This window comes from Streptomyces sp. (genome assembly GCF_036566765.1).
Lineage (GTDB): Bacteria > Actinomycetota > Actinomycetes > Streptomycetales > Streptomycetaceae > Streptomyces.
Genome location: NZ_DATCVQ010000167.1, coordinates 1 through 21,314, shown reverse-complemented (window position 1 = coordinate 21,314; position 21,314 = coordinate 1). Strand labels below are relative to the sequence as shown.

Genomic DNA, 21,314 nt, shown 5'->3' with positions numbered 1-21,314 from the left:
CCGAGGCCCGCCGCACGCTCGCCGGCGAGCGCGCCCGCCACCCGCTGCCCGCCCACCGCCGCGCCCTCGCGCTCGACGCCGGGTCGGCCGAGCGGATCCAGCTGTACGTGGCGCTGTACGGCGACCCCGCCCTGAAGCTCTTCTACCCGCACTTCGCCCGCGACGGCGGCCTGCTCGGCGCAGGCAGGGGCAACCAGGACACCGGCCTCCCCTGGAAGCGCGTCCATGACATACCCGGCCTCCACATCCGCGTCTACCGGGAGTACGGCGACGGCGGCGGCGACTCCGGAGGCTGCGGGAGTGGGGGCGGCAGCGACTAGTCGGGTACGCGGGCGAACCCGTCCGCCCCCGGCGCGCGATACTCGAAGCATGCGCATCCGACCGGCCTCACCCGCCGAACTCCCGCTGCTCCAGGACATCGAACGCGCCGCGGGCGAACCCTTCCGCTCGCTCGGCATGACGGCGATCGCCGAGGACGAGCCGCTGCCGCTGGACGTCCTGGAGTCGTACCGCAGCACCGGCCGGGCCTGGGTCGCACACCCGGCCGGTGACGGCCGACCGGTGGCGTACCTGCTCATGGACACCGTCGACGGCGCCGCGCACATCGAACAGGTCTCGGTCCACCCGGAGGCGGCCCGGCGCGGCATCGGCCGGGCCCTGATCGAACACCTGGCGTGCATCGCGTCCGCGCAGGGCCTCACGGCGCTGACCCTGACGACCTTCACGGAGGTGCCGTGGAACGCCCCGTACTACGCCCGGCTCGGCTTCCGCACCCTCGTGGACGCCGAACTCACCGACGGCCTGCGGGAGATCCGCAGCGCGGAGGCCGCGCACGGCCTCGACTCCTGGCCGCGCGTCTGCATGAGACGGGAGCTCGACGCCGCGCTCGTACACCCCCGGCCGGAAGTCTGAGCCCGCCCGGCCCTCCGGCTACCCCGCCGCCACCCCGTACCGCTCCCGCAGCTCCACCTTCCGGACCTTCCCGCTCACCGTCATCGGGAAGTCCGTGAGGATCTCCACCCGCCGCGGGATCTTGTAGTGCGCCAGCCGGTCCCGGCAGAACGCGGCGAGCTCCTCAAGGGTGGGCGGGTCCGCCGGGTCGCGCGGGATCACGCAGGCGAGGATCTCCTCGCCGTACTTCTCGTCCGGCACGCCCACCACCTGCACGTCCGCGATCTTCGGGTGGGCGTAGAGGAACTCCTCGATCTCGCGGGGATACACGTTCTCGCCGCCCCGGATGATCATGTCCTTGATCCGGCCGACGATCTGCGCGTAGCCGTCCTCGCGCATGACCGCCAGGTCGCCCGTGTGCATCCAGCGCCCGGCGTCGATCGCCTCGGCCGTTCGCTCCGGCTCGTCCCAGTACCCGAGCATCACGCTGTAGCCGCGGGTGCACAGCTCGCCGGCCTCCCCGCGCGGGACGGTGACGCCCGTCGCCGGGTCGACGATCTTCACCTCGACGTGCGGCAGCGCGCGGCCCACCGTGCCGGTACGGCGCTCCAGGTCGTCCTCGCGCCGGGTCTGGGTGGAGACCGGCGAGGTCTCGGTCATGCCGTAGCAGATCGAGACCTCCACCATGTTCATCTCGGCGACCACCCGCTTCATCACCTCCACCGGGCAGGGCGAGCCCGCCATGATGCCGGTGCGCAGCGAGGACAGGTCGTACGCGGCGAAGTCGGGCAGGTTCAGCTCGGCGATGAACATGGTCGGCACCCCGTACAGCGAGGTGCAGCGCTCCTGCTGCACGGCGCGCAGCGTGGCCGCCGGGTCGAACGACGCGGCCGGGATGACCACGCACGCGCCGTGCGAGGTGGCCGCGAGATTTCCCATCACCATGCCGAAGCAGTGATAGAAGGGCACCGGAACACAGATCCGGTCCTGCTCGGTGTAGGCGATCATCTCGCCGACGAAATAACCGTTGTTGAGGATGTTGTGATGGGAGAGGGTCGCGCCCTTGGGGAAGCCGGTCGTCCCCGAGGTGTACTGGATGTTGACCGGTTCGTCGCAGCTCAGCGCGGCCGGGCGGAGCTCGCCCACGTCGGCCGCGCGCGCGACGAGCGCGTCCCAGCTCGCGTCGCCGATGTAGACGGTCTCGCGCAACTCCGGGCAGTTTCCCTGCACTTGCTCGACCAGAGCGCGGTAGTCGCTGGTCTTGTGCGCGAGCGAGGACACCAGGAGCGTGATGCCGGCCTGCCGGAGCACGTACTCCAACTCGTGGGCCCGATAAGCCGGGTTGATGTTGACCATGATCGCGCCGATGCGGGCGGTGGCGTACTGGAGCAGCACCCACTCCGGGCAGTTGACCGCCCAGATCCCGACCCGGTCGCCCTTCGTCACCCCGCTCGCGAGCAGTGCGTCCGCCAACTCGGCTACGTCCGCGCCGAATCGGGCGTACGTCCAGCGGCGTCCGGAAGGCACATCGACCAGCGCCTCCCGGTCGGGCCAGGCGGCGACGGCGCGGTCGAGGTTGGCGCCGATGGTGTCGGCGAGCAGCGGGACGGTGCTCGTGCCGTGCGCGTACGACAGGATCTCGGGTTCCTGGGACCGGCTCATCGCAGCTCCCCCTCGTCGTACTCGACGCCCTCGCCCTTGGCCGTGCGCTCGCGCAGCTCGATCCGGCGGATCTTGCCGGAGACGGTCTTGGGCAGGTCGGAGAACTCCAGCTTCCGGACCCGCTTGTACGGGGCGAGCACCGCGCGCGAGTGCTCGAAGAGCGCCTTCGCCGTGTCCGGTCCCGGCTCCCAGCCGGCCGCGAGCACCACGTACGCCTTCGGCACCGCGAGCCGCAGCGGATCGGGCGCGGGGACGACCGCCGCCTCCGCCACCGCCTCGTGCTCGAGCAGGGCGCTCTCCAGCTCGAACGGCGAGATCTTGTAGTCGGAGGCCTTGAAGACGTCGTCGGCGCGTCCGATGTACGTGATGTAGCCGTCGGCGTCGCGGGCGCCGATGTCGCCGGTGCGGTAGTAGCCGCCGGCCATGGCCTCGGCCGTGCGCTCGGGGTCGCCGTGGTAGCCGGTCATCAGGCCCACCGGGTCGGTGGACAGGTCGAGCGAGATCTCGCCCTCCTGCGCGCCCGGCCGGCCGGTGACCGGGTCGAGCAGCTCCACCTTGAAGCCGGGGCTCGGCCGGCCCATGGAGCCCTCCTTGAGCCGCTGGCCGGGGCTGTTGGAGACCTGGACGGCGGTCTCGGTCTGGCCGAAACCGTCCCGGACGGTGATGCCCCAGGCGCGCCGCACGGCCTCGATGACCTCGGGGTTGAGCGGTTCGCCGGCCGCGACGACCTCGCGCGGGGGCGTCTTCAGCTGGGACAGGTCCGCCTGGATCAGCATCCGCCACACGGTCGGCGGGGCGCAGAAGGCGGTCACGCCCGCGCGGTCCATCTCCGCCATGAGACGGGCCGGGTCGAAGCGCGTGTAGTTGTGGACGAAGACGGTCGCCTCGGCGTTCCAGGGGGCGAAGAGGTTGGACCAGGCGTGCTTGGCCCAGCCGGGCGAGGAGATGTTGAGGTGCACGTCGCCCGGGCGCAGACCGATCCAGTACATGGTGGCCAAGTGGCCCACGGGGTACGAGGTGTGGGTGTGCTCGACGAGCTTGGGGCGGGCGGTGGTGCCGGAGGTGAAGTACAGCATCAGCGCGTCGTCGCCGTGGGTGACCCCGGCATTGTCGAAGGGCGCGCACGCCCCGTACGCGTCCTCGTACGCGATCCAGTCCGGGAGGCGCTCGCCGACGGCGATCGGGGTGTAATTCCCTGGTACCTCCGCGAACTTGGCCGTGTCCTCGCTCCGCACGATCACATGGCGGGCCCGGCCGCGCTCCACCCGGTCCCGCAGGTCGGCCGGCCCGAGCAGCGGCGTCGCGGGGATGACGACGGCCCGCAGCTTGATCGCGGCGAGCGCGGTCTCCCACAGCTCGACCTGGTTGCCCAGCATGACGATGATCCGGTCCCCCGGCCGCACACCGAGCCCGCGCAGCCAGTTGGCGACCCGGTCCGAGGTCTCCGACATCTCCGCGAAGGTCCGCCGGACCTCGCTGCCGTCCTCCTCGACGATGTGCAGCGCGGTGCGGTCGTTGTCCCGGGCGATGACGTCGAACCAGTCCTGCGCCCAGTTGAAACGGTCGAGCCGGGGCCAGGCGAAGCCCTCGTACGCCGTCTCGTAGTCCTCGCGGTGCTGCAGCAGGAAGTCCCGGGCGGCCCGGAACCTCGTCGTCTCGCTGCGTTCCGACATGCGTCCTCCTCGTTGCGGGACCGTTGCGGGACCGGTCAGGGACATCGTGTAATCGGTGACCCAGGTCTCACTACCCCCGTTCGGGGGTGCTCAGGGGTGCTCCAGCTGGAGGAAACGGCGTGATCGGACGGGACGGACGAGGCGGCTGGGACTCGCGGGACGGCGCCGCGGAGCTGCGCGCGGCCCTGTTGCGGCTGCGGCGCGCCACCGGGCTGCCGGTCGCCTTCGGCGGCCTGCTGCAGGGCGACGGCCGGCGGATGCGGATCGCCGAGCTGAGCGGCGCGCTCACGCCGGCCCTGGACGGCCTGTCGATCTCGACGGGCAGCGGCCTGGGCGGACGGACGATCGCGCTGGCGCGGCCGTGCGCGGTGACCGACTACCCGTCGGCGCGGCACATCACCCACGAGTACGACGGACCGGTGTCGGCGGAGGGACTGCGCTCGGTGATCGCGGTGCCGGTCGTCGTCCGGCGCACGGTGCGCGGCGTGCTGTACGGGGCCCTGCGCGACGCCCTGCCGATCGGCGAGCGCACCTTCGACGCGGCGGTGGGGGCGGCCCGGGACGTGGAGCAGGCGCTGGCGGTACGGGACGAGGCCCGGCGGATGCCCGGGGCGGAGCCGTCGTGGGAGGAGGTGCGGCGGGCGCACGGGGAGCTGCGGGAGCTGGCCCCGCGCATCGAGGACCCGGAGCTGCGCGAGCGGCTCCTTGCCGTCTGCGGTCGGCTGGCCTCGGCGTCGGGCGGCCCCGGCCGGGGTCCGGAGGCAGCCCTGGCCCCGCGGGAGCTGGACGTGCTGGCTGCGGTCGCCACGGGGGCGACGAACGCGGCGGCCGCGGAGCGGCTGGGGCTGCGGCCGGAGACGGTGAAGGCGTACCTGCGCTCGGCGATGCGCAAGCTGGGGGCGCACACGCGGCTGGAGGCGGTGGTGGCGGCGAGGGAGGCGGGGGTACTGCCGTAGGTCACTCGGCGGGGTCGGCGAACCGCACGTCGTGATGGGGAACGTCGGCGGCGAGGACGGCGAGGGTACGGCCGGCCTCCTCTTCCATGGCGGCGCGCTGCGCACGGGAGGGTGCGGCGAAGGCTTCGATGGTCAGGACGACGCTGTCCTTGCCGGCGTCCAGCCGCCAGGTCCCGGCGAGAAACCCGTCGAGGAGGAAGGTGCGGTGCGCCTGGTTCCCCGTCCAGGTGCGGCCGCGGTACTCAGGGGACACGACGCGGGTGCGGTCGGCGTGCGAGAGGAGCAGGTTGTCGAACTCGGCGAGGAAGCGCGGCGGGGCCGGGGTGTCGGCTTCGGGCCGGGGCGCGTCGGGCAGGTCGAAGAGCTCGACGCCCTTCTCGTCCTGGAAGACCAGCAGCTCGGGCCGGAGCCGTTCGAATGCCTCGCCCAGCCCGGTCAGCATGGACCAGGTCTGCATGTCCTTCACCGAGGCCGGGCCGAAGGCGGCGAGGTAGCGCCGGACGGTCGCGTCGGGCGCGGGCGGCGGGTCGGCGACGGGCCGGCCGAACCAGCGCTCGGCGGTGGTCAGGGCGACCTGCCCGCTGCGGCCCCAGAGCCCGCGCGGGGTGACCTGGACCAGCGGCAGCAGACAGCGGGCGGCGACGGTGAGGGCGAGCGGATCGGCGTCCGGCCACTCGGCGAGCAGCAGCGTACGAAGCTCCTTGACCGGCCGCGGCGCCTCCTCGACGAGCTCCCGGCTGAGCGCGGCGAGCCGGTCGAGGTCGACCCCGTCGAGCCCGTTCCGGCCCAGGAACACCTTCAGCTCGCGGTCGGGCCCGCCGGCCTGCATGAGGGGCCGCAGGGCGAGGCAGTCGTCTGCCGTGTGGGTGTGGATGGTGGACCGCATGGTGACCATCCGGGCCACCGCCCGGGACTCCATGAGCGCGGAGAGATCCTCGGGCCGGAACCCGTCGAGCCGCGCGGCCAGCGCGTAGTACGGCGGCTTGGTGTTCTGCGCCTGCAGCCCGACGAGATGGCGCACGGCGTCCTCGGCGGAGAGGGACGACCGGCGCAGGAGGAGCTGCCGGTCGAGGGTGGCCCGGTTGAGCTCGCGACGGGTGAGGACCGGGTGGGCGTTCTTCTTGGCGGGCATGGCAGGAACGGTACTCAGGGTTGCGGACAGATACGGTCCGCAAGGCAGAGAGGGGGCGAGCCCGACCCGGGGGAACCGAAGAGCTGCGCGTATTGGCCGCGTATATCCTGCTCCGAGACGCCGATCACCCAAAACTGGAGGTGGACCCCCCGATGTCGGAGCGCCGCCCCCGAGCCGCCCTGTCCCCGCTCAAGCACTCCTGGCGCCGCCAGCCCGAGCCCCCGTCGGGTCCGTCTGGCCCGTCGGCGAAGAAGGGACCTGCAGCGGATCCACTGGCATCGGAGCCGCAGCCGAGCGTGGTGCAGGCGTCGCTGTACCGGGACGGCAGGCGGGTGTCCACGCCGGACTCGCTCGCGGAGACGTTCCGCCAGCTGCGGGAGCAGCCGGAGGGGATGGCGTGGATCGGCCTGCAGCGTCCGACGGAGGGGGAACTGCACTCCCTGGCCGCCGAGTTCGACCTGCACGAGCTGGCGGTCGAGGATGCGATGGAGGCGCACCAGCGCCCGAAGCTGGAGCGGTACGGCGACACGCTCTTCGTGGTCCTGCGGGCGGCCCGCTATCTGGACGCGCAGGAGGAGGTCGACTTCGGCGAGCTCCATGTGTTCGTCGGCACGGACTTCGTGATCACGGTCCGGCACGGCGCGGCCCCCGACCTGTCGGCGGTCCGCCGCCGCATGGAAGAGACCCCGGAGCTGCTGGCCCTGGGCCCGGAAGCGGTGCTGTACGCGATCCTGGACGCGGTCGTCGACGGGTACGCCCCGGTGGTCGCCGGAGTCCAGAACGACATCGACGAGATCGAGACCGAGGTCTTCGGCGGCGACCCGGCGGTGTCCCGCCGCATCTACGAACTCTCCCGCGAAATGGTCGAGTTCCAGCGCGCCACCCGCCCCCTGGTGGGCATGCTGCACGGCCTGATGGCCGGCTTCGCCAAGTACGGCACGGACGAGGAACTCCAGCGCTACCTCCGCGACGTCGCCGACCACGTCACCCACACCAGCGAGCGCGTCGACGGCTTCCGCCAGGCCCTCAGCGAGATCCTCACCGTCAACGCGACCCTGGTCACCCAGCAGCAGAACGCGGAGATGCGCGCCCTGGCGGAAGCGGGCTTCGAACAGAACGAGGAGATCAAGAAGATCTCGTCGTGGGCCGCCATCCTCTTCGCACCCACACTCGTGGGAACCATCTACGGCATGAACTTCGACACGATGCCGGAGCTGGACTGGGCTTTCGGCTATCCGTTCGCGATTCTGCTGATGGCGGCGGTGTGCACGAGCCTGTACTTCATCTTCAAGAAGCGGGACTGGCTGTAGCGGACGACTTCGGCGTTACGAGGCCATGGCCGGAGCCGCCACCGGGGTCCGGTTCCAGTGCATCCGGGACCACGGCAGGGCCAGCTCGCTCTGGTGCGACACCTCCCTGGGGGCGAGGTCCGCGAGCGGTGCGGCCTCGCGGTGCCGGGCGAAGACGGTGTCGACGTAGCGGTGGCCGGTGTCGGGGGCGATGAACAGGACCGTCCGCTCGGGGGCGCGTTCGCGTTCGTGGCGGGCGGCCAGGTAGCCGGCGCCGGTCGAGAGCCCGGCGAAGACCGCGTGCCGCCGCAGCAGGTCGACGCTGCCGGCCAGGGCCGCTTCGAAGGAGATCCAGTGCAGCGTGTCGTACAGCTCGTGCGTGACGTTCCCGAAGGGGATGGAGCTGCCGATCCCGGCGATGATGATCTCGGGGTCCGATACGTGCTCGGCGCCGAAGGTGACGCTGCCGTACGGCTGGACGCCCACGAGTTCGACGTCGGCCGTGCCGTCGGCGGCACCGCGCAGGTAGCGGGCGAGGGCTCCGGTGGAGGCCCCCGACCCGACGCCGCCGACGACGGTGAGCCCGTCGGCGCCGGTCGCCTCCCGGATCCGGTCGGCGATCGAGCGGTAACCGAGGTAGTGGATGTCGTCGTGGTACTGCCGCATCCAGTGGTACTCGGGGTGTTCGGCGAGGATCTCGTGGATCCGCTCGACGCGCCGCTTCTGGTCGAGTTTGAGGTCGCTGCACGGTTCCATCTGCTCCAGCGTCGCCCCCAGTACGGCGAGCTGGGTGCGCAGCGTGTGGTCCACCGTCGTCGAGCCGACGATGTGACATCGCATGCCATGCCGGTGGCAGGCCAGGGCGAGGGCGTAGGCGTAAATGCCGCTGGAGCTGTCCAGCAGGGTGTCCCCGCGGCGCACGACGCCGGTGTCGAGCAGCTGCCGTACCGCCGCCAGGGCGGAGACTGCCTTCATCGTCTCAAAGCGCAGGCAGACGAGCCGGTCGTCGAGGCGTATCAGGTCCGGCCGGCCGATCGACTCCGCGATGTGCTGGTCCATTCAGGATCTCCTTGGTGGTGGTGAGGGTCGCGAACGTCCGGGTGGCGGGGATGCCGTGGGCGTCCAGGGCGCGCAGGCAGCTGCGCACGCGGTGCCGCAGGCCCGGCGCGGCCGGGTCGAACAGCACCCCCGCCACCGCGCCGCTGTGCGCGATCTGCACACCGGCCGCCCCGACCCGTCGGGCGATGCCGGTCAGAGCCTCGAACTCCGGGTGGCCGAGCACCCGTTGGCCGAGCGACGCACTGGCGGTGGCGACCTCGCCGAGCAGCTGCACGTCGCCGGTGGCCACCGCCCGGCGCAGCAGCGTGCGCAGCCGCTCGAAGGCCCGTACCTGGTCCGCGTCGACATCGGCGGGCGTGTGTACGGGCAGGGACAGGGTGTCGACGGGCGCTCCCCCGCCGAGGGTGCAGCCGACCACGACCAGGGGCGGCAGGGCCGGGCCGAGGACCTCCAGGACCCTGCCCTCCCGCTGCGCGAAGAGCACCGGGCGGCCGTCCAGCATCAGCGGATCGCAGGCCAGCTCCGCCCGGACCGCGAGCCGGGCGACCGTGTCGGCGGGCAGCCGCAGCCCGTACGAATTCGCGACCGCGCGCACGGTGGCGATCACATCACTGGTGGAGCTGCCCATGCCCAGGCCCACCGGTACGTCTCCGGTGAGCCGCAACTCCCCACCGCAGGGCCGCTCTCCGGCCCGCTCCGCGGACTCGGCCACCGCGAGTGCCGCGGCCCGGGCGGCCTTCGTGCGGCCGGCCGGTACGACGGTCAGCGCCTCGGACGCCGTGCCGGGCCGGCGGACGAACTCGGCGTGGCTGCCGGGGCCGGCCATCGGCAGGGTGACCAGTCCCGCGCACCGGCGCCCGTCGCCGTCGAGGAAGACGCCCTGGAGGATCTCGCCGTGGTGGCAGGGGGCGTACCCGGTGCCGATGGGGAGGTCACCGGCACCGGGCGCCGCCGGGCGGGCGGCGGGGATCACGCGCCGCCCACCGTCCGGTAGCGGTACAGAACCGTCTCCTCGGCGCTGAACTGGGAGAAGGGGAACGGTTCCGCGGACAGGGCGGTCACACCCGAGCCGAGGAAGGCGCGGGCGACGGCGCTGCCGGTCTGTGCGTAGACGATCAGCGGGATGCCGCGGGAGCGGCAGCGTTCCAGGATGGTGTCGAACGAGCCGTTGCTCAGGGTCATTCCGGTGGCGACGACGGCCTCGGCGCGCTCCAGCACCTCGTGCATGTCGTCGGTGACGGGGTCGCCCCACTGGGTGGCCTTGAGGTTGAAGTCGCAGGGCAGCGGCTGGCCGCCGCGCTCGCGGATCGCCTCGACCAGCGGGTTGACGACGCCGATGAGACCGACCTCGGCGCCCTCCTCGATGTCCAGGAGGCCGGCGATGGCCGCGTCGCGGGCCTTCGCGCGGACCTCCGGGGCGCCGGTGGGGAGGGCGATGGGCTCGGCCTCGCCTGCCTCGCCGGCCGCGCGGTGGGGGCGGGTCTCGCAGAGGTAGGCGTCGAGGGCGGCGATCCGCAGCGGGCGCGGGGCCTCGCGCAGCAGGACGTCGAGGGGGGCGCCGGAGGAGTCGCGGCAGATCGACGGGGCGATCTCGCCGGCCTCGAAGGCGCAGCCGCCGAAGGAGCCGCCGAGTCGGACCAGGACGTACTGGTTGAGGTAGGTGGTGTCGCCGCCGGCCAGGCGGGTGCCGTGGTGAATCCAGAACACGCTGGTGGCGACGAGTTCGGAGGGGAGCGGGCCGTGTTCGCCTGCGAGGACGGCCTCGATGAGCGCGTCGACGGTCGGGGCCGCGGCGGCGGTGTCGGTAGCGGTGGCGGGGAGCGGGCTTGTCGGGTTCATGGGATTTCTCTTCTTCACAGGGTGGGTTGGGGGGTCGGTGCCATGGCCGGGGCCGGTGCGCCGAGCGGGCCGCGGTAGGTGAGCGCTGGGTTGCCCAGGGCGTCCGTGGTGAGTTCGGCGTCCACCTCGAAGACCTCGGCGAGCCGCTCGGCGGTCAGGACGGCGGTGGGGGCGCCGGAGGCGATCAGGCGGCCGTGGTGCAGGAGCAGCAGCCGGTCGCAGTACCGGGCGGCGAGCGACAGGTCGTGCAGCGCGACGAGGACGGTCTGACCGGTGCCGGTCAGCAGCTCCATCAGTTCCAGCTGGTGTTTGACGTCCAGGTGGTTGGTGGGCTCGTCGAGAAGGAGTGCGTACGGCTGCTGGGCCAGCGCGCGGGCGATGTGGGCGCGCTGGCGTTCGCCGCCCGAGAGTGCCTTCCAGGAGCGGCCGGCGAGCGCGGTGAGTCCGACGCGCTCCAGCGCGGCGGCGATCACAGCCCGGTCGTCGGCGTCGGGTCCGCGCCAGCGGTCCCGGAACGGGGTCCGCCCCAGGCCCACGACGTCGACGATCCGCAGATCGCTGTCCGCGCCCGAGTCCTGTTCGACGAAGGCGACATGGCGGGCGATCCGGCGCGCACTCCACTGCCGTACGGGCTCGCCGTCATAACGGACCGTGCCCGCGTCGGGCGCGCGGAGCCCGGCCAGACAGCGCAGCAGCGAGGACTTGCCCGAGCCGTTGGGGCCGAGCAGTCCGACGGTCTCGCCGGGGGCGATGTCCGCGCTGACCTCGCGTACGACCTGCGTGCCCGCCACCGACCAGCTCAGCTCTTCGGCGGTGATCCTCACAGTTCACCCCTTTTGCGCAGGACGAGGAGGAAGAGCGGCACGCCGAGCAGGGCGGTGATCACGCCCACGGGGACCTCGCGGGGTGCGAAGGCGATCCGCGCCAGCGCGTCCGTCCACACGAGGAACACCGCACCCGCCAGCGCCGCGTAGGGCAGCAGCACCCGGTGCAGCGGCCCGACGAGGAACCGCACCCCGTGGGGGACGATCAGCCCGACGAAACCGATGGCGCCGACGGTGGCCACCGCCACCGCGGTCAGCGCGGCCGTGACCACGAGCAGCAGCATCCGCGTATGCCGTACACCGATCCCGAGGGACGCGGCGGTGTCGGCGCCGAACGCGAGCCCGTCGAGGGCGTTCGAGCACAGCCACGCCGCCGACAGCCCCAACGGGGTGACGATCGCGCAGACCACGACCGTGTCCCAGCGGGCCGGCGCCATAGAACCGAGCAGCCAGTGAGTGACGGCCCGCGTGGTGTCCGCGTCCGCCGAGGCCATCAGAACGAGCGAGGTCAGCGCGGTGAAGAGCTGGCCGACGACCACGCCGGTGAGGACGATACGGACCGAGTCGAGACCGGTGCGCCGCAGCAACAGGAGGAGCAGCCCGAAGGAGAGCAGCGCTCCGGCGAGCGCGCCGCCGGTGACCCCGAGCGTGGTCGCGCCGATCCCGAGCACGACCACGATGACGGCTCCCATGGACGCGCCTGAGGAGACGCCGAGCAGGTAGGGGTCGGCGAGCGCGTTGCGGGTGACCGCCTGGAGCACCGCGCCGCACACGGCGAGCGAGGCGCCGACGAGGGCGGCCATCAGCACGCGCGGCAGGCGCAGGTCCCAGATGAGGGAGTCCAGCAGCGGGGGCAACGGCGCGACGTCCAGGCCGAGATGGACGCCGAGGACGCGGGCGAGATCGATCCAGCCCACATCGGCGGCGCCGATGCGCACGGCCGCCGCCACCGAGCCCGCCAGGGCGGCAGCGGCGAGGAGGAAGAGGGCCGCCTGGGCAGCCGCGGACCGGCCGGAGTGCTCGGCCGACACGGGCCGCGTGGCGACGGAGCCCCCCGTCACCACCCGCCCGCGGGCCGCCGGCAGCAGCAGATCCGCCGGCCCCCTCCGGGTGACCGGGTCAGCGGACATACCCGAGGTCCTTCATGCCGTCGGCCAGCAGCCCCAGGGCATGTACGGAGCGCACCGAGGGATCCAGCTCGATGCCCGGCACCACGAGGATCTTGTCGTCGCGGACCGCGGCCAGCTTGGAGATCACCGGGTGCCGGTTCATCGTGGCGCGCTTCTCGGCGGCGCTGTCGCCGGGCCGGCCGCGCTCGGAGAGGTCGCCGATCACGATGAAGTCGGGGTCGCGCTCGGCGACTTCCTCCCAGGAGACCTCCGGCCAGTCCTCGTCGACGTCGTCGAAGGCGTTCTTCGCGCCGACGATCCGGCTCATCTCGCTGGGCAGGCCGGTCTTGCCCGCCACATACGGCATGCCGTTGAAGACGGAGTAGAGGTAGACCACGGTGGGCCGGCCCGCGCCCTCGGGGACCTTGGAGGCGTTCGCCCCGGCCTTGGCGACCGCAGCGCGCTGGTCGGCGGCGAGCTTGCCGGCCCGGTCCTCGGCGCCGAAGACCTTGCCGAGGTTCTCGTAGTCGGAGAAGAGGAGCTCGAAGGGGGTGGCGCCGGCCGGGTTCTGCTGCGGGCAGTCCACCGCGCTGACGAACGTGGGGACCTTGAGCGTGCCGAGCTCCTCGCGGGTTCCGGCGCGGTCCTCGGTGTAGAGGTCCGTGGAGCCGGCGACGACGAAGTCGGGGGTGGCGGCGCGCAGTTGCTCGCCGGTGGCGATCTTCGGGGCGATGACCGGGACCTTGCCGTACGCGGCCTGGTACTTGGCGGGGATCTTCGTCTTGAGGTTGGCGGTTCCCGCCATCCGGTCCTGGAGCCCGAGTTCGAGCAGGGTCTCGGTCGACGTCTGGTCCAGGGCGACGGTCCGCTCAGGCGGTTCGGCGAAGGGCACCTGTCGCCCGCAGCTGGTGACGGAGGCCGCCTTGGCAGTGGCCTGGGCGGCAGGCTTGCGGTCCGCCTTGGAGCCGTCCCCGGCTGCCGTGGAGCAGCCCACAGTGGCGAGGGCGATGGTCAGGGCGATGCCGAGGCGGGCGGGGTGGCGCATGGGTTCTCCGGTCTGGGAGGGAGGGCGTGGGCGTTGTCGTGCACCGGGCAGGAATGCCGCGTTCGAAGGGTACTGTAATGGAATTCATTTTCATTAACCACACAGGGGTGCGGTCCTCCCGGCCGCTTCCCCGCCTCCGAGGAGCGCCCACACCGTGACCACCACACCCGCGCCCACCGCGGCCAAGTCCGATACCCCGCCCCCGCGTTCGGTCCTGCGCGACACCGCGTTCCTGCGTCTGTGGGCGGGCGCCACCGCCTCCGGGCTCGCGACCTGGGCCCTGCCCTTCGTCCTCGGACTCGCCGTACTCCACCGCGACCTCGGCGCCTCGGGTCTCGGCCTGGTCCTTGCCGCCCGCACCGCCGGCTTCCTCGCCGCCGTCGCCGTCGGCGGTGTGCTGGCCGACCGGCACTCCAGGCGCGCTGTCGTCCTCTGGTCCGCCCTCGCGGCGGCTGTCGCCGCGCCCCTCCTCGCCGCCGGGCTCGGCCGCTCGCTCGTGCTGATGACGGTCGCCGCCGCCCTCGCGGGCGCCGGACAGGGCGCCTGCCGCCCGGCGTTCCAGGCGCTCACCGCCGAGACCGTCGACCCCGAGCGCCGCCAGCAGGCCAACGCCGCCATGACCCTGGCGGTACGCAGCTCCACCCTCGCCGGACCCGCCCTGACCGCGCTGCTCGCGGCCTTCCTCGACATCTGGACGCTGCTGCTCGGCATCGGCCTGCTCTGGCTGGTCGCCGCGCTCGTCCCGGGCAAGAGTGCCGCTGCCGCTGTGGACCCGGCCGCCGAACCCGCCCCACGCGCCGGCTTCCGCGTCGAGTTCCTGGAGGGCATACGCGAGGCACGCCGCCACCCCTGGTTCCTGGCCGGACTCGCCGCCCTCGTCGCGGTCATCGCCCTCGGCTACTCCGCCACCAGCGTCGCGCTGCCCCTGATCAGCCGGGACCGCTACGACACCCAGTGGGTGCTGGCCGCGGCCATGACCGCGTACACCGTGGGTGCGCTCGGCGGGGCCCTGGTCATCGCCCGCTGGCGGCCGCGCTCCCAGGGCTGGGCCGCCTTCGCCGGGCTGGCCGCGTACGGTGTCGCACCGCTGAGCCTGATGCTGCCCGTGCACCCGGTCGTGGTCGTCGCCGCGTACGCCATCGCCGGGATCGGCATCGAGCTGTTCAACGTGCCCTGGTTCACGGCCACTCAGCGCGAGGTCGCCCCGGACAAGCTGGCCCGCGTCTCCTCGCTGGACTTCCTCGTCTCCTACGGCCTGGCCCCGGTCGGCCTGGCCCTGATCGCCCCGGCCATCGACGCCTTCGGGGTCACGGCCGTACTCGCCGTGTGCGCCGCCGCCTGCTTCCTCGTACCGGCCGCAGCGGCGCTGACGCCCACCGCCCGCCACTTCGCGCGAACGGCACCGGCGACGAGGGACTGACCGCCGGGGGCGAGGCCAGCGGCCGGGAGGGCATCAGGCCGTCCCGGCCACTGAGCATCGAGGAACCTAACCGGAGGTGCTGGACAGCCAGTTGGCGGCGCCCACCACTTCGCGCGCGTGAGACAGGCAGTGCGAGGGGCCGGGGACTACGTCCGTCCGACCGAAGGGAATCCGCTGCAGAGTGCACCTCGACTGGGGAGAATCCAAGATGCCGGCGGACGCCCACATCCTCGGCACCGCCGTACGCCGTGACCAGGAAGGCACCCCATGACCAACCCGGACGACGACATGAAGCCCGCCCGACCGGCGGAGTCGGCCGTCGCTCGTGTCACCGCCGACCTGCTGGAACACCTCAGCGACAAGCTCGGCGCACGGGCCTCCGTGCGGGCCGTCTACGGCGAGCCCGTCACCGACGGGGACGTCACCGTCATCCCCGTCGCCGAGATCGCCTTCGGCTTCGGCGGGGGCGCCGGCCGCGACACCACGGAGGCCAAGACCGGCGAAGGCGGGGGAGGCGGGGGCGGAGCCGCAGCCCGGCCCCGCGGCTTCATCGTGATCAAGGACGGAACCGCCGCCTACAAACCGGTCAGGGACCCATGGGTGAGCATCGTCGTGCCGCTTGCCGCCTTCGCGGCCGGCATGGCCACCTCTCGGCTTGCCCTGCGGTGGGCCAAGCGGGACCGGCTGTAGCCGGTGTCGCTGGATCGACGGCGCCCCGACTGCCGTCGACCGGGAGGACTAGCCGGGGAGAAGTGACGAACTGAAAGACGTGGAGGGCGGCGGTCGAACGACCGCTGCCCTCATGAGGGCAAGAAGGAGTACGCACTCCCTGCCACTATGAACCTTATAGCGCACCAGGGGGCTTGCCGCAAGGCCCCCGTCGTGCCGCAGAATCACTGGCCTAAGCCCAGAACCTGCGGAAACGGTGACATGACTGCCCTGAGCACCAGTGCGTTCGATCTGCCCGACCACCTCTCCCCGAAGGCCGACCCGGCGCTGATCGCCGGCGACGAGCAGCACTTCGCGGCGATAGCGGAGAGCCTGGAGCGGACGATCGCCGAACTGTCCGACAGCCTCGACGCCGCGCGCAAGGCGCCCGGCGGTGTCGGCCGGGAGGCGATGGACCGGGACACGGAGATCCACCGGCTGACCGGGCGCCTGCGGGCCCTGCGTCGCTTCGGTCTGGATCTGTGCCTCGGGCGCGTCGTCGGCGCGGACGACGCCGAGCCCGTGTACATCGGGCGGCTCGGCCTCACCGACGGCGAGGGGAAGCGGCTGCTGATCGACTGGCGCTCCCCCGCCGCGGAGCCGTTCTTCGCCGCCACCCACGCCAACCCGATGGGGCTCGCCAGCCGCCGCCGGTACCGCTGGGCCCGCGGCCGGATCAGCGACTACTGGGACGAGGTGTTCACCGCCGACGGGTTCGAGGGGCACGCCGCGCTCGACGACCAGTCCGCGTTCATCGCCAGCCTCGGCAGCAACCGTTCGTCGCGCATGCGCGACGTGCTCGGCACCATCCAGGCCGACCAGGACGCCATCATCCGCGCGAGTTCGCGCGGCGCCCTAGTCGTCGACGGCGGTCCGGGTACGGGCAAGACCGTCGTCGCCCTGCACCGCTCCGCGCACCTTCTGTACTCCGACCCCCGCCTCGGTCACCGGCGCGGCGGCGTGCTGTTCGTCGGCCCGCACCAGCCCTACCTGGCGTACGTCGAGGACGTCCTGCCCAGCCTCGGTGAGGAGGGCGTGCAGACCTGCACCGTGCGGGACCTCGTCGCCGAAGGCGCCGGAGCCGCGCCCGAGACCGACCCGGAGGTCGCCCGCCTGAAGTCGTCCGCGGACATGGTGAAGGCGATCGAGAAGGCCGTCAGGTTCTACGAGGAGCCGCCCACCCAGGGGATGACGGTCACGACCGACTGGGCCGACGTCCGGGTGACCGCCACCGACTGGGCCGAGGCGTTCGACGCGGCGACCGGACCGAGCACCCCGCACAACGAGGGGCGCGAGCTGATCTGGGACGAGCTGGCCACGATCCTGCTCGACAAGCTGGAGGAACGCGGGCTCGACGTCGACGTCTCGCCCGAGCAGCTCCGCAAGTCGCTGCAGAACGACAACGAGCTGGTCGACGCCGTCCACGGCGCGTGGCCGACGCTCGACGCCTCCGACCTCGTCGGAGACCTGTGGTCCGTACCCGCGTATCTGCGGATGTGCGCCCCCTGGCTCAGCCGCGACGAGGTGCGGCAGCTGCAGCGCGCGGACGCCCAGGCGTGGACGGTGTCCGACCTGCCGATCCTGGACGCGGCCCGGCAGCGGCTCGGCGACCCGGAGACGGCGCGGCTCAAGCGGCTGCACGCCGCCTCCGTGGCCGCCGAGCGCGCCCGCATGGCCGATGTCATCGACAACGTGCTCGCGGCCGACGACGACGGCGAGGGCGCGGTGACGATGCTGCGCGGAAAGGACCTGCAGGAAAGTCTGATCGACGACGCCGCTCTGCCCGGCGGCGACGTGGACCTGCTCGCCGGCCCGTTCGCGCACATCGTCGTGGACGAGGCGCAGGAACTGACCGACGCGGAATGGCAGATGCTGCTGCTCCGCTGCCCGTCCCGGAGCTTCACCATCGTCGGCGACCGCGCCCAGACCAGGCACGGGTTCACGGAGTCGTGGGCCGAACGCCTGGAGCGGGTCGGGCTCGACCGGATCGAGGTGGCCTCCCTGAGCATCAACTACCGGACGCCGGAAGAGGTCATGGCGGAGGCCGAGCCGGTCATCCGGGCCGCGCTCCCGGACGCCAACGTGCCGACCTCCATCCGCAGCAGCGGCATCCCCGTCGTCCACGGCTCCGTCGCGGAACGCGACGCGATCCTGGACGACTGGCTCGCCGCGCACGCCGAGGGGATCGCCTGCGTCATCGGCGACCCCACGTTCGAGGCGACGTCCCGCGTCCGCTCGCTGACGCCGTCGCTGTCGAAGGGCCTGGAGTTCGACCTGGTGGTCGTCGTCGACCCGGAGAACTTCGGAACGGGCATCGAAGGGGCGGTCGACCGCTACGTCGCCATGACGCGCGCGACGCAGCGACTCGTCGTCCTCACGAGCTCCTGATCAGCTCCTGACTCAGGAGCTGATCAGCTCCTGGCTCAGGGGCGGTTCGCCCCTCAGCCGATGCAGACCACGAGCAGACAGAGTTCGTGGCCCGACCGGTCCCCCGTCGCGGGGGTCGTCTGCGACGGCTGGGGGGTCGCCTCGTCGTCGGTCACCGGCAGCACGGTGCCGGTGCCGGTGACGGGCTGGGACGGGGTCGCGGCGGGGCGAACCGGTGCCTTCGCATCAGAGGGTTGTGCACGGGGAACGGCGACCGTCTCCGGGCGGTTCACCTCCGTGCGCTGGGCGGGCGGCGCGGCGTGCCGTGCGGGCGGCGTGTACGACTGGCGCGGGGGGTTCGTCGCCGGGGTCGGTACGTCGCGGGGGTGCGAGGAATCCGGGGTGGTGGGCCGGGTCGTGGGCGGGGGCGCCTGCGGGGGCGTCTGCTGATCCGGCGTGCCGGTGCGGACCTCCTCAGGAGCCGTCGCCGCCTGCGCTCGCGCTCCGCTGTCGCGCTCCATCGCGGCAGCCGTCAGGCCGCCGCCCATGAGGGCGACTGCCGTGGCCACGACGGCGCGTCGCTGGTTCTTCTTCCAGCGGGCCATCTGACGTCGCCGCGCCGCCCGCCCCTGCGGCAGGCTCGGCGCCCCGTCCGTGTCCACGTCCACGTCGGCATCCACGTCGGCTGAGGCCTCGTCGCCGGGGCCGCTGTAGCTCTCGTGCGGCGGGGTGGGCGGGGGCGTGAACGCCCATGCCGTCTCCCTGGTGTCCGCCACCGGCGGCGGAGCTATGTCCGGCGCGTAGGCGCCGCACCCGGGACAGACGAGGGCACCGTTCAGATGCCGGCGACAAGCCGAGCAGTAGTCCATCTGCGGTCTTCCTGAGTCGACTGCGCCGTCGGCCGGGCCGGCCACGACCTGATCACGTTCGCGAGTGGAACCGAACGGCCAGCAACGCTAACCAGCCTTTCGAAAGATTGTGTGCAGCCTGTGTGACGCCCCTGAGCGGATTCTCGGCAGTCGTTCACGCGCGTCTCCGCGCCGGCGGTCGCCGCCGCGCCCAGGGCCGGGCCCGCCGGTCACCCCTGCGCTGCGCGCGCACGGAACGTGCGGCGGTACGTGTCCGGGGGCACGCCGACCGTGCGGTTGAAGTGGCGGCGCAGTGTCGTGGCGGTGCCCATGCCGGTGGCGGTCGCGATGGCGTCGACGCCGTCGTCGGTCTTCTCCAGCAACTCCTGGGCGCGGCGGATCCGTTGGACCAGCAGCCACTGCAGGGGCGTCGTGCCGGTCGTCGCGCGGAAGTGGCGGCCGAGGTTGCGCGAGCTCATCCGGGCCCGGCGGGCCAGGTCCTCCACGGTCAGCGGCTGGTCGAGCCGTTCGATCGCCCAGGGGAACAGGGCGGCGAGCGGGTGGTCGTCCTGGGCCGGCACCGGCGCGGTGACGAACTGCGCCTGGCCGCCCGCCCGGTGCGGCGGCACGACCAGACGGCGGGCCACGGCGTTGGCGGTCGCCGCGCCTCGGTCGAGGCGGACGAGGTGCAGGCACAGGTCCATCGCGGCGGCCTTGCCCGCGGAGGTGAGCACGCTGCCGCCGTCCACGTAGAGCACGTCAGGGTCGACCTCCACCCGGGGGTAGCGGGCGGCGAGTTCGTCCGTGTGAGCCCAGTGTGTGGTCGCGCGTCTGCCGTCCAGCAGGCCGGCCGCGGCCAGGACGAACGCGCCCGTGCAGAGCGAGGCCACCCGCGCGCCCGCCTCGTGCGCCGCGCGGACCGCGTCGACCAGGTCGGCGGGCGGGGGCACGTCGACGTCGGCCAGCGCGGGCACGATCACGGTGTGGGCGCGCGCCAGCCGGTCCAGGCCGTGGTCGGGCTCCAGCAGGAAGCGGCCGCCGACCCGTACGGCCTCGGGGCCGCAGAGCTCGAGGTCGTACCAGGGGCCCTCCACGGCGTCCGGAGCGGAGGCGAACACCTCGTACGCCACGCAGAGTTCGAAGTGCAGCATTCCGTCGGTGACGGCCAGTGCGATCGGTTCCATCCTCTACCCCTGCCCCCTGTGTCGGTGTCCGTAATTGTACGGGCGTTGTCGTTCCGGACACTCACACTCGGGTGCCCGTTCGGAGCACCATGGTTGTCGTTGAACGGTCAAGCAAGCACCCAGAACGGGGAGATCAGTCATGGCAACGGGACAGAAGGTCGCGGTGTACGGCGCGTACGGGCACACCGGTCGGTTCGTGGTGGCGGAATTGCTGGAGCGCGGGTTCGTCCCGGTGCTCTCCGGCCGCGACGCCTCCAAGCTGGGCGAACTCGCCGCGGCGCATCCCGGGCTCGACGCCCGGCCGGCGGCGGTCGACGATCCGGCCGCGCTCGACCGCGCGCTGGCCGACGTCGCGGCCGTGATCAACTGCGCCGGGCCCTTCGCCACGACCGCCGCCCCCGTCATCGAGGCCGCACTGCGCGCCGGGATCCCGTACGTGGACGTGGCGGCCGAGATCGAGGCCAACCTCGACACGTTCGCGCACTTCGCGGACCGCGCCCGCGAGGCCGGGACGGTGATCGTCCCCGCGATGGCCTTCTACGGCGGCCTCGGCGACCTGCTGGCCACGGCGGCCATGGGCGACTGGACGAAGGCCGACGAGGCGCATGTCGCGTACGGGCTGAACAGCTGGCACCCCACTGCGGGTACGCGCCTCGCCGGCGCGGTCTCCCATGAGCGGCGCGGCGGGCGACGTCTGCGCTACACCGACGGGCGTCTTGAGCACCTCGACGACGCCGCACAGACCCTTACGTGGTCGTTCCCCGGCTCCGCCGAGGCGCGGGACGTCATCGGGGACTTCACCATGGCCGACGTCGTGACCTTGCCCAGCCACCTTCCGATCCCCGAGGTGCGCACGTACATGACGGTCGAGGCGGCCCGGGACCTGGCGGCCCCGGACACGCCCGCGCCGACCGCGGTCGATGAGGCCGGTCGGTCCGCGCAGACCTTCGTCGTCGACGTGGTGGTGCGCTCGGGCGGTGAGGAGCGGCGGGCCGTGGCGTCGGGGCAGGACATCTACGCCGTCACCGCGCCGCTGGCGGTGGAGGCGGTGGACCGCGTCCTCAGCGGCCGGACTCGTACGGTCGGCGTCGCCTCCGCCGGTGCGGTCTTCGACGCGGGCGACTTCCTCAGCTCGCTGTCCGACCATCTCTCCGTGGACCTGCACCGCTAGGGCCTGTCCGGCGGATCAGGGTCGGATAGGTCGCGGCGTCTGGTGCGGTGCATCGCAAGGCGCCGGAGCGCCTCGGATGGGGTCTCCCCTGCTCGAGCGGAGCCGAGAGCTTGGGGAAGGAGCTATTGGGGCGTTTC

General features: G+C 72.7%; 18 protein-coding genes and 1 pseudogene. 8 read left to right on the top strand and 11 right to left on the bottom strand.

Annotation, left to right across the window (positions count from 1 at the left end; all coding sequences use genetic code 11):
• Positions 1–320: pseudogene (locus VIU94_RS09015) on the top strand (hypothetical protein); the annotation flags it as partial.
• Between the two features lie 49 nt (positions 321–369).
• A complete protein-coding gene (locus VIU94_RS09010) occupies positions 370–912 on the top strand; it encodes a GNAT family N-acetyltransferase (RefSeq protein WP_331909418.1) in 543 nt (180 codons plus the stop codon).
• A gap of 18 nt (positions 913–930) precedes the next feature.
• On the opposite strand, the gene VIU94_RS09005 is transcribed toward VIU94_RS09010, so the two are convergent.
• Together VIU94_RS09005 and VIU94_RS09000 are read right to left on the bottom strand one after the other, a co-directional pair.
• Positions 931–2,553, bottom strand: coding sequence for an AMP-binding protein (locus VIU94_RS09005; protein WP_331909416.1), 1,623 nt, complete (start codon positions 2,551–2,553; stop codon positions 931–933).
• On the bottom strand, positions 2,550–4,226 hold the full coding sequence (locus VIU94_RS09000; protein ID WP_331909414.1) for an AMP-binding protein: 1,677 nt from the start codon (positions 4,224–4,226) through the stop codon (positions 2,550–2,552). The genes VIU94_RS09005 and VIU94_RS09000 overlap by 4 nt, the downstream gene beginning before the upstream one ends.
• A 122-nt stretch (positions 4,227–4,348) precedes the next feature.
• On the opposite strand from VIU94_RS09000, the gene VIU94_RS08995 reads away from it, so the two are divergent.
• Positions 4,349–5,182, top strand: coding sequence for a helix-turn-helix transcriptional regulator (locus VIU94_RS08995; protein ID WP_414720913.1), 834 nt, complete (start codon positions 4,349–4,351; stop codon positions 5,180–5,182).
• Between the two features lies 1 nt (position 5,183).
• On the opposite strand, the gene VIU94_RS08990 is transcribed toward VIU94_RS08995, so the two are convergent.
• A complete protein-coding gene (locus VIU94_RS08990) occupies positions 5,184–6,314 on the bottom strand; it encodes a winged helix DNA-binding domain-containing protein (RefSeq protein ID WP_331909410.1) in 1,131 nt (376 codons plus the stop codon).
• A 152-nt stretch (positions 6,315–6,466) separates the two neighbouring features.
• Between VIU94_RS08990 and VIU94_RS08985 the strand changes: the two genes are divergently transcribed.
• On the top strand, positions 6,467–7,624 hold the full coding sequence (locus VIU94_RS08985) for a magnesium and cobalt transport protein CorA (protein WP_331909408.1): 1,158 nt from the start codon (positions 6,467–6,469) through the stop codon (positions 7,622–7,624).
• Between the two features lie 15 nt (positions 7,625–7,639).
• Here VIU94_RS08985 and VIU94_RS08980 read toward each other — a convergent pair whose 3' ends face one another.
• The 6 genes from VIU94_RS08980 to VIU94_RS08955 are packed head-to-tail and all read right to left on the bottom strand — an operon-like array spanning position 7,640 to position 13,479.
• The gene (locus VIU94_RS08980; protein WP_331909406.1) at positions 7,640–8,662 is read right to left on the bottom strand and encodes a pyridoxal-phosphate dependent enzyme; all 1,023 of its coding nucleotides are present in this window, start codon (positions 8,660–8,662) and stop codon (positions 7,640–7,642) included.
• Positions 8,583–9,635 carry a GHMP family kinase ATP-binding protein gene (locus VIU94_RS08975; protein ID WP_331909404.1) on the bottom strand — a complete coding sequence of 351 codons (1,053 nt, stop codon included), beginning with the start codon at positions 9,633–9,635 and terminating at the stop codon, positions 8,583–8,585. The genes VIU94_RS08980 and VIU94_RS08975 overlap by 80 nt, the downstream gene beginning before the upstream one ends.
• A complete protein-coding gene (locus VIU94_RS08970) occupies positions 9,632–10,501 on the bottom strand; it encodes a Rossmann-like domain-containing protein (protein WP_331909402.1) in 870 nt (289 codons plus the stop codon). The genes VIU94_RS08975 and VIU94_RS08970 overlap by 4 nt, the downstream gene beginning before the upstream one ends.
• 14 nt (positions 10,502–10,515) lie before the next feature.
• Positions 10,516–11,325 (bottom strand): ABC transporter ATP-binding protein, encoded by an 810-nt coding sequence (locus VIU94_RS08965; RefSeq protein WP_331909400.1) that lies wholly within the window; start codon positions 11,323–11,325, stop codon positions 10,516–10,518.
• Positions 11,322–12,455, bottom strand: coding sequence for a FecCD family ABC transporter permease (locus VIU94_RS08960; protein ID WP_331909398.1), 1,134 nt, complete (start codon positions 12,453–12,455; stop codon positions 11,322–11,324). Before VIU94_RS08960 ends, VIU94_RS08965 begins: the two co-directional genes overlap by 4 nt.
• Positions 12,445–13,479, bottom strand: coding sequence for an ABC transporter substrate-binding protein (locus tag VIU94_RS08955; protein WP_331909396.1), 1,035 nt, complete (start codon positions 13,477–13,479; stop codon positions 12,445–12,447). The genes VIU94_RS08960 and VIU94_RS08955 overlap by 11 nt, the downstream gene beginning before the upstream one ends.
• Positions 13,480–13,633: 154 nt before the next feature.
• Here VIU94_RS08955 and VIU94_RS08950 point away from each other — a divergent pair, with 154 nt between their 5' ends.
• The 3 genes from VIU94_RS08950 (at position 13,634) to helR (ending at position 17,995) form a co-directional block, all read left to right on the top strand.
• A complete protein-coding gene (locus VIU94_RS08950; RefSeq protein ID WP_331909395.1) occupies positions 13,634–14,899 on the top strand; it encodes an MFS transporter in 1,266 nt (421 codons plus the stop codon).
• Between the two features lie 267 nt (positions 14,900–15,166).
• Positions 15,167–15,589, top strand: a complete 423-nt coding sequence (locus VIU94_RS08945) for a spore germination protein GerW family protein (protein WP_331909393.1) — start codon at positions 15,167–15,169, stop codon at positions 15,587–15,589.
• Positions 15,590–15,829: 240 nt separating this feature from the next.
• Positions 15,830–17,995, top strand: a complete 2,166-nt coding sequence (helR, locus tag VIU94_RS08940) for an RNA polymerase recycling motor ATPase HelR (protein WP_331909391.1) — start codon at positions 15,830–15,832, stop codon at positions 17,993–17,995.
• 53 nt (positions 17,996–18,048) lie between these two features.
• Here helR and VIU94_RS08935 read toward each other — a convergent pair whose 3' ends face one another.
• Positions 18,049–18,843: an SCO2400 family protein gene (locus VIU94_RS08935; protein WP_422664587.1), complete on the bottom strand. Its 795-nt coding sequence runs from the start codon at positions 18,841–18,843 to the stop codon at positions 18,049–18,051.
• A 209-nt stretch (positions 18,844–19,052) separates the two neighbouring features.
• Positions 19,053–20,006 (bottom strand): helix-turn-helix domain-containing protein, encoded by a 954-nt coding sequence (locus VIU94_RS08930; RefSeq protein WP_414720912.1) that lies wholly within the window; start codon positions 20,004–20,006, stop codon positions 19,053–19,055.
• Between the two features lie 139 nt (positions 20,007–20,145).
• Between VIU94_RS08930 and VIU94_RS08925 the strand changes: the two genes are divergently transcribed.
• On the top strand, positions 20,146–21,177 hold the full coding sequence (locus tag VIU94_RS08925) for a saccharopine dehydrogenase family protein (RefSeq protein WP_331909387.1): 1,032 nt from the start codon (positions 20,146–20,148) through the stop codon (positions 21,175–21,177).
• The last annotated feature ends 137 nt before the right edge of the window (positions 21,178–21,314 follow it).

Bases quoted from the DNA above. Each gene is read 5' to 3' on its own strand.
- VIU94_RS09010 (WP_331909418.1), top strand. From the start codon at position 370: ATGCGCATCCGACCGGCCTCACCCGCCGAACTCCCGCTGCTCCAGGAC.
- VIU94_RS09005 (WP_331909416.1), bottom strand. From the start codon at position 2,553: ATGAGCCGGTCCCAGGAACCCGAGATCCTGTCGTACGCGCACGGCACG.
- VIU94_RS09000 (WP_331909414.1), bottom strand. From the start codon at position 4,226: ATGTCGGAACGCAGCGAGACGACGAGGTTCCGGGCCGCCCGGGACTTC.
- VIU94_RS08990 (WP_331909410.1), bottom strand. From the start codon at position 6,314: ATGCCCGCCAAGAAGAACGCCCACCCGGTCCTCACCCGTCGCGAGCTC.
- VIU94_RS08985 (WP_331909408.1), top strand. From the start codon at position 6,467: ATGTCGGAGCGCCGCCCCCGAGCCGCCCTGTCCCCGCTCAAGCACTCC.
- VIU94_RS08980 (WP_331909406.1), bottom strand. From the start codon at position 8,662: ATGGACCAGCACATCGCGGAGTCGATCGGCCGGCCGGACCTGATACGC.
- VIU94_RS08970 (WP_331909402.1), bottom strand. From the start codon at position 10,501: ATGAACCCGACAAGCCCGCTCCCCGCCACCGCTACCGACACCGCCGCC.
- VIU94_RS08960 (WP_331909398.1), bottom strand. From the start codon at position 12,455: ATGTCCGCTGACCCGGTCACCCGGAGGGGGCCGGCGGATCTGCTGCTG.
- VIU94_RS08955 (WP_331909396.1), bottom strand. From the start codon at position 13,479: ATGCGCCACCCCGCCCGCCTCGGCATCGCCCTGACCATCGCCCTCGCC.
- VIU94_RS08945 (WP_331909393.1), top strand. From the start codon at position 15,167: ATGACCAACCCGGACGACGACATGAAGCCCGCCCGACCGGCGGAGTCG.
- helR (WP_331909391.1), top strand. From the start codon at position 15,830: ATGACTGCCCTGAGCACCAGTGCGTTCGATCTGCCCGACCACCTCTCC.
- VIU94_RS08935 (WP_422664587.1), bottom strand. From the start codon at position 18,843: ATGGACTACTGCTCGGCTTGTCGCCGGCATCTGAACGGTGCCCTCGTC.
- VIU94_RS08930 (WP_414720912.1), bottom strand. From the start codon at position 20,006: ATGGAACCGATCGCACTGGCCGTCACCGACGGAATGCTGCACTTCGAA.
- VIU94_RS08925 (WP_331909387.1), top strand. From the start codon at position 20,146: ATGGCAACGGGACAGAAGGTCGCGGTGTACGGCGCGTACGGGCACACC.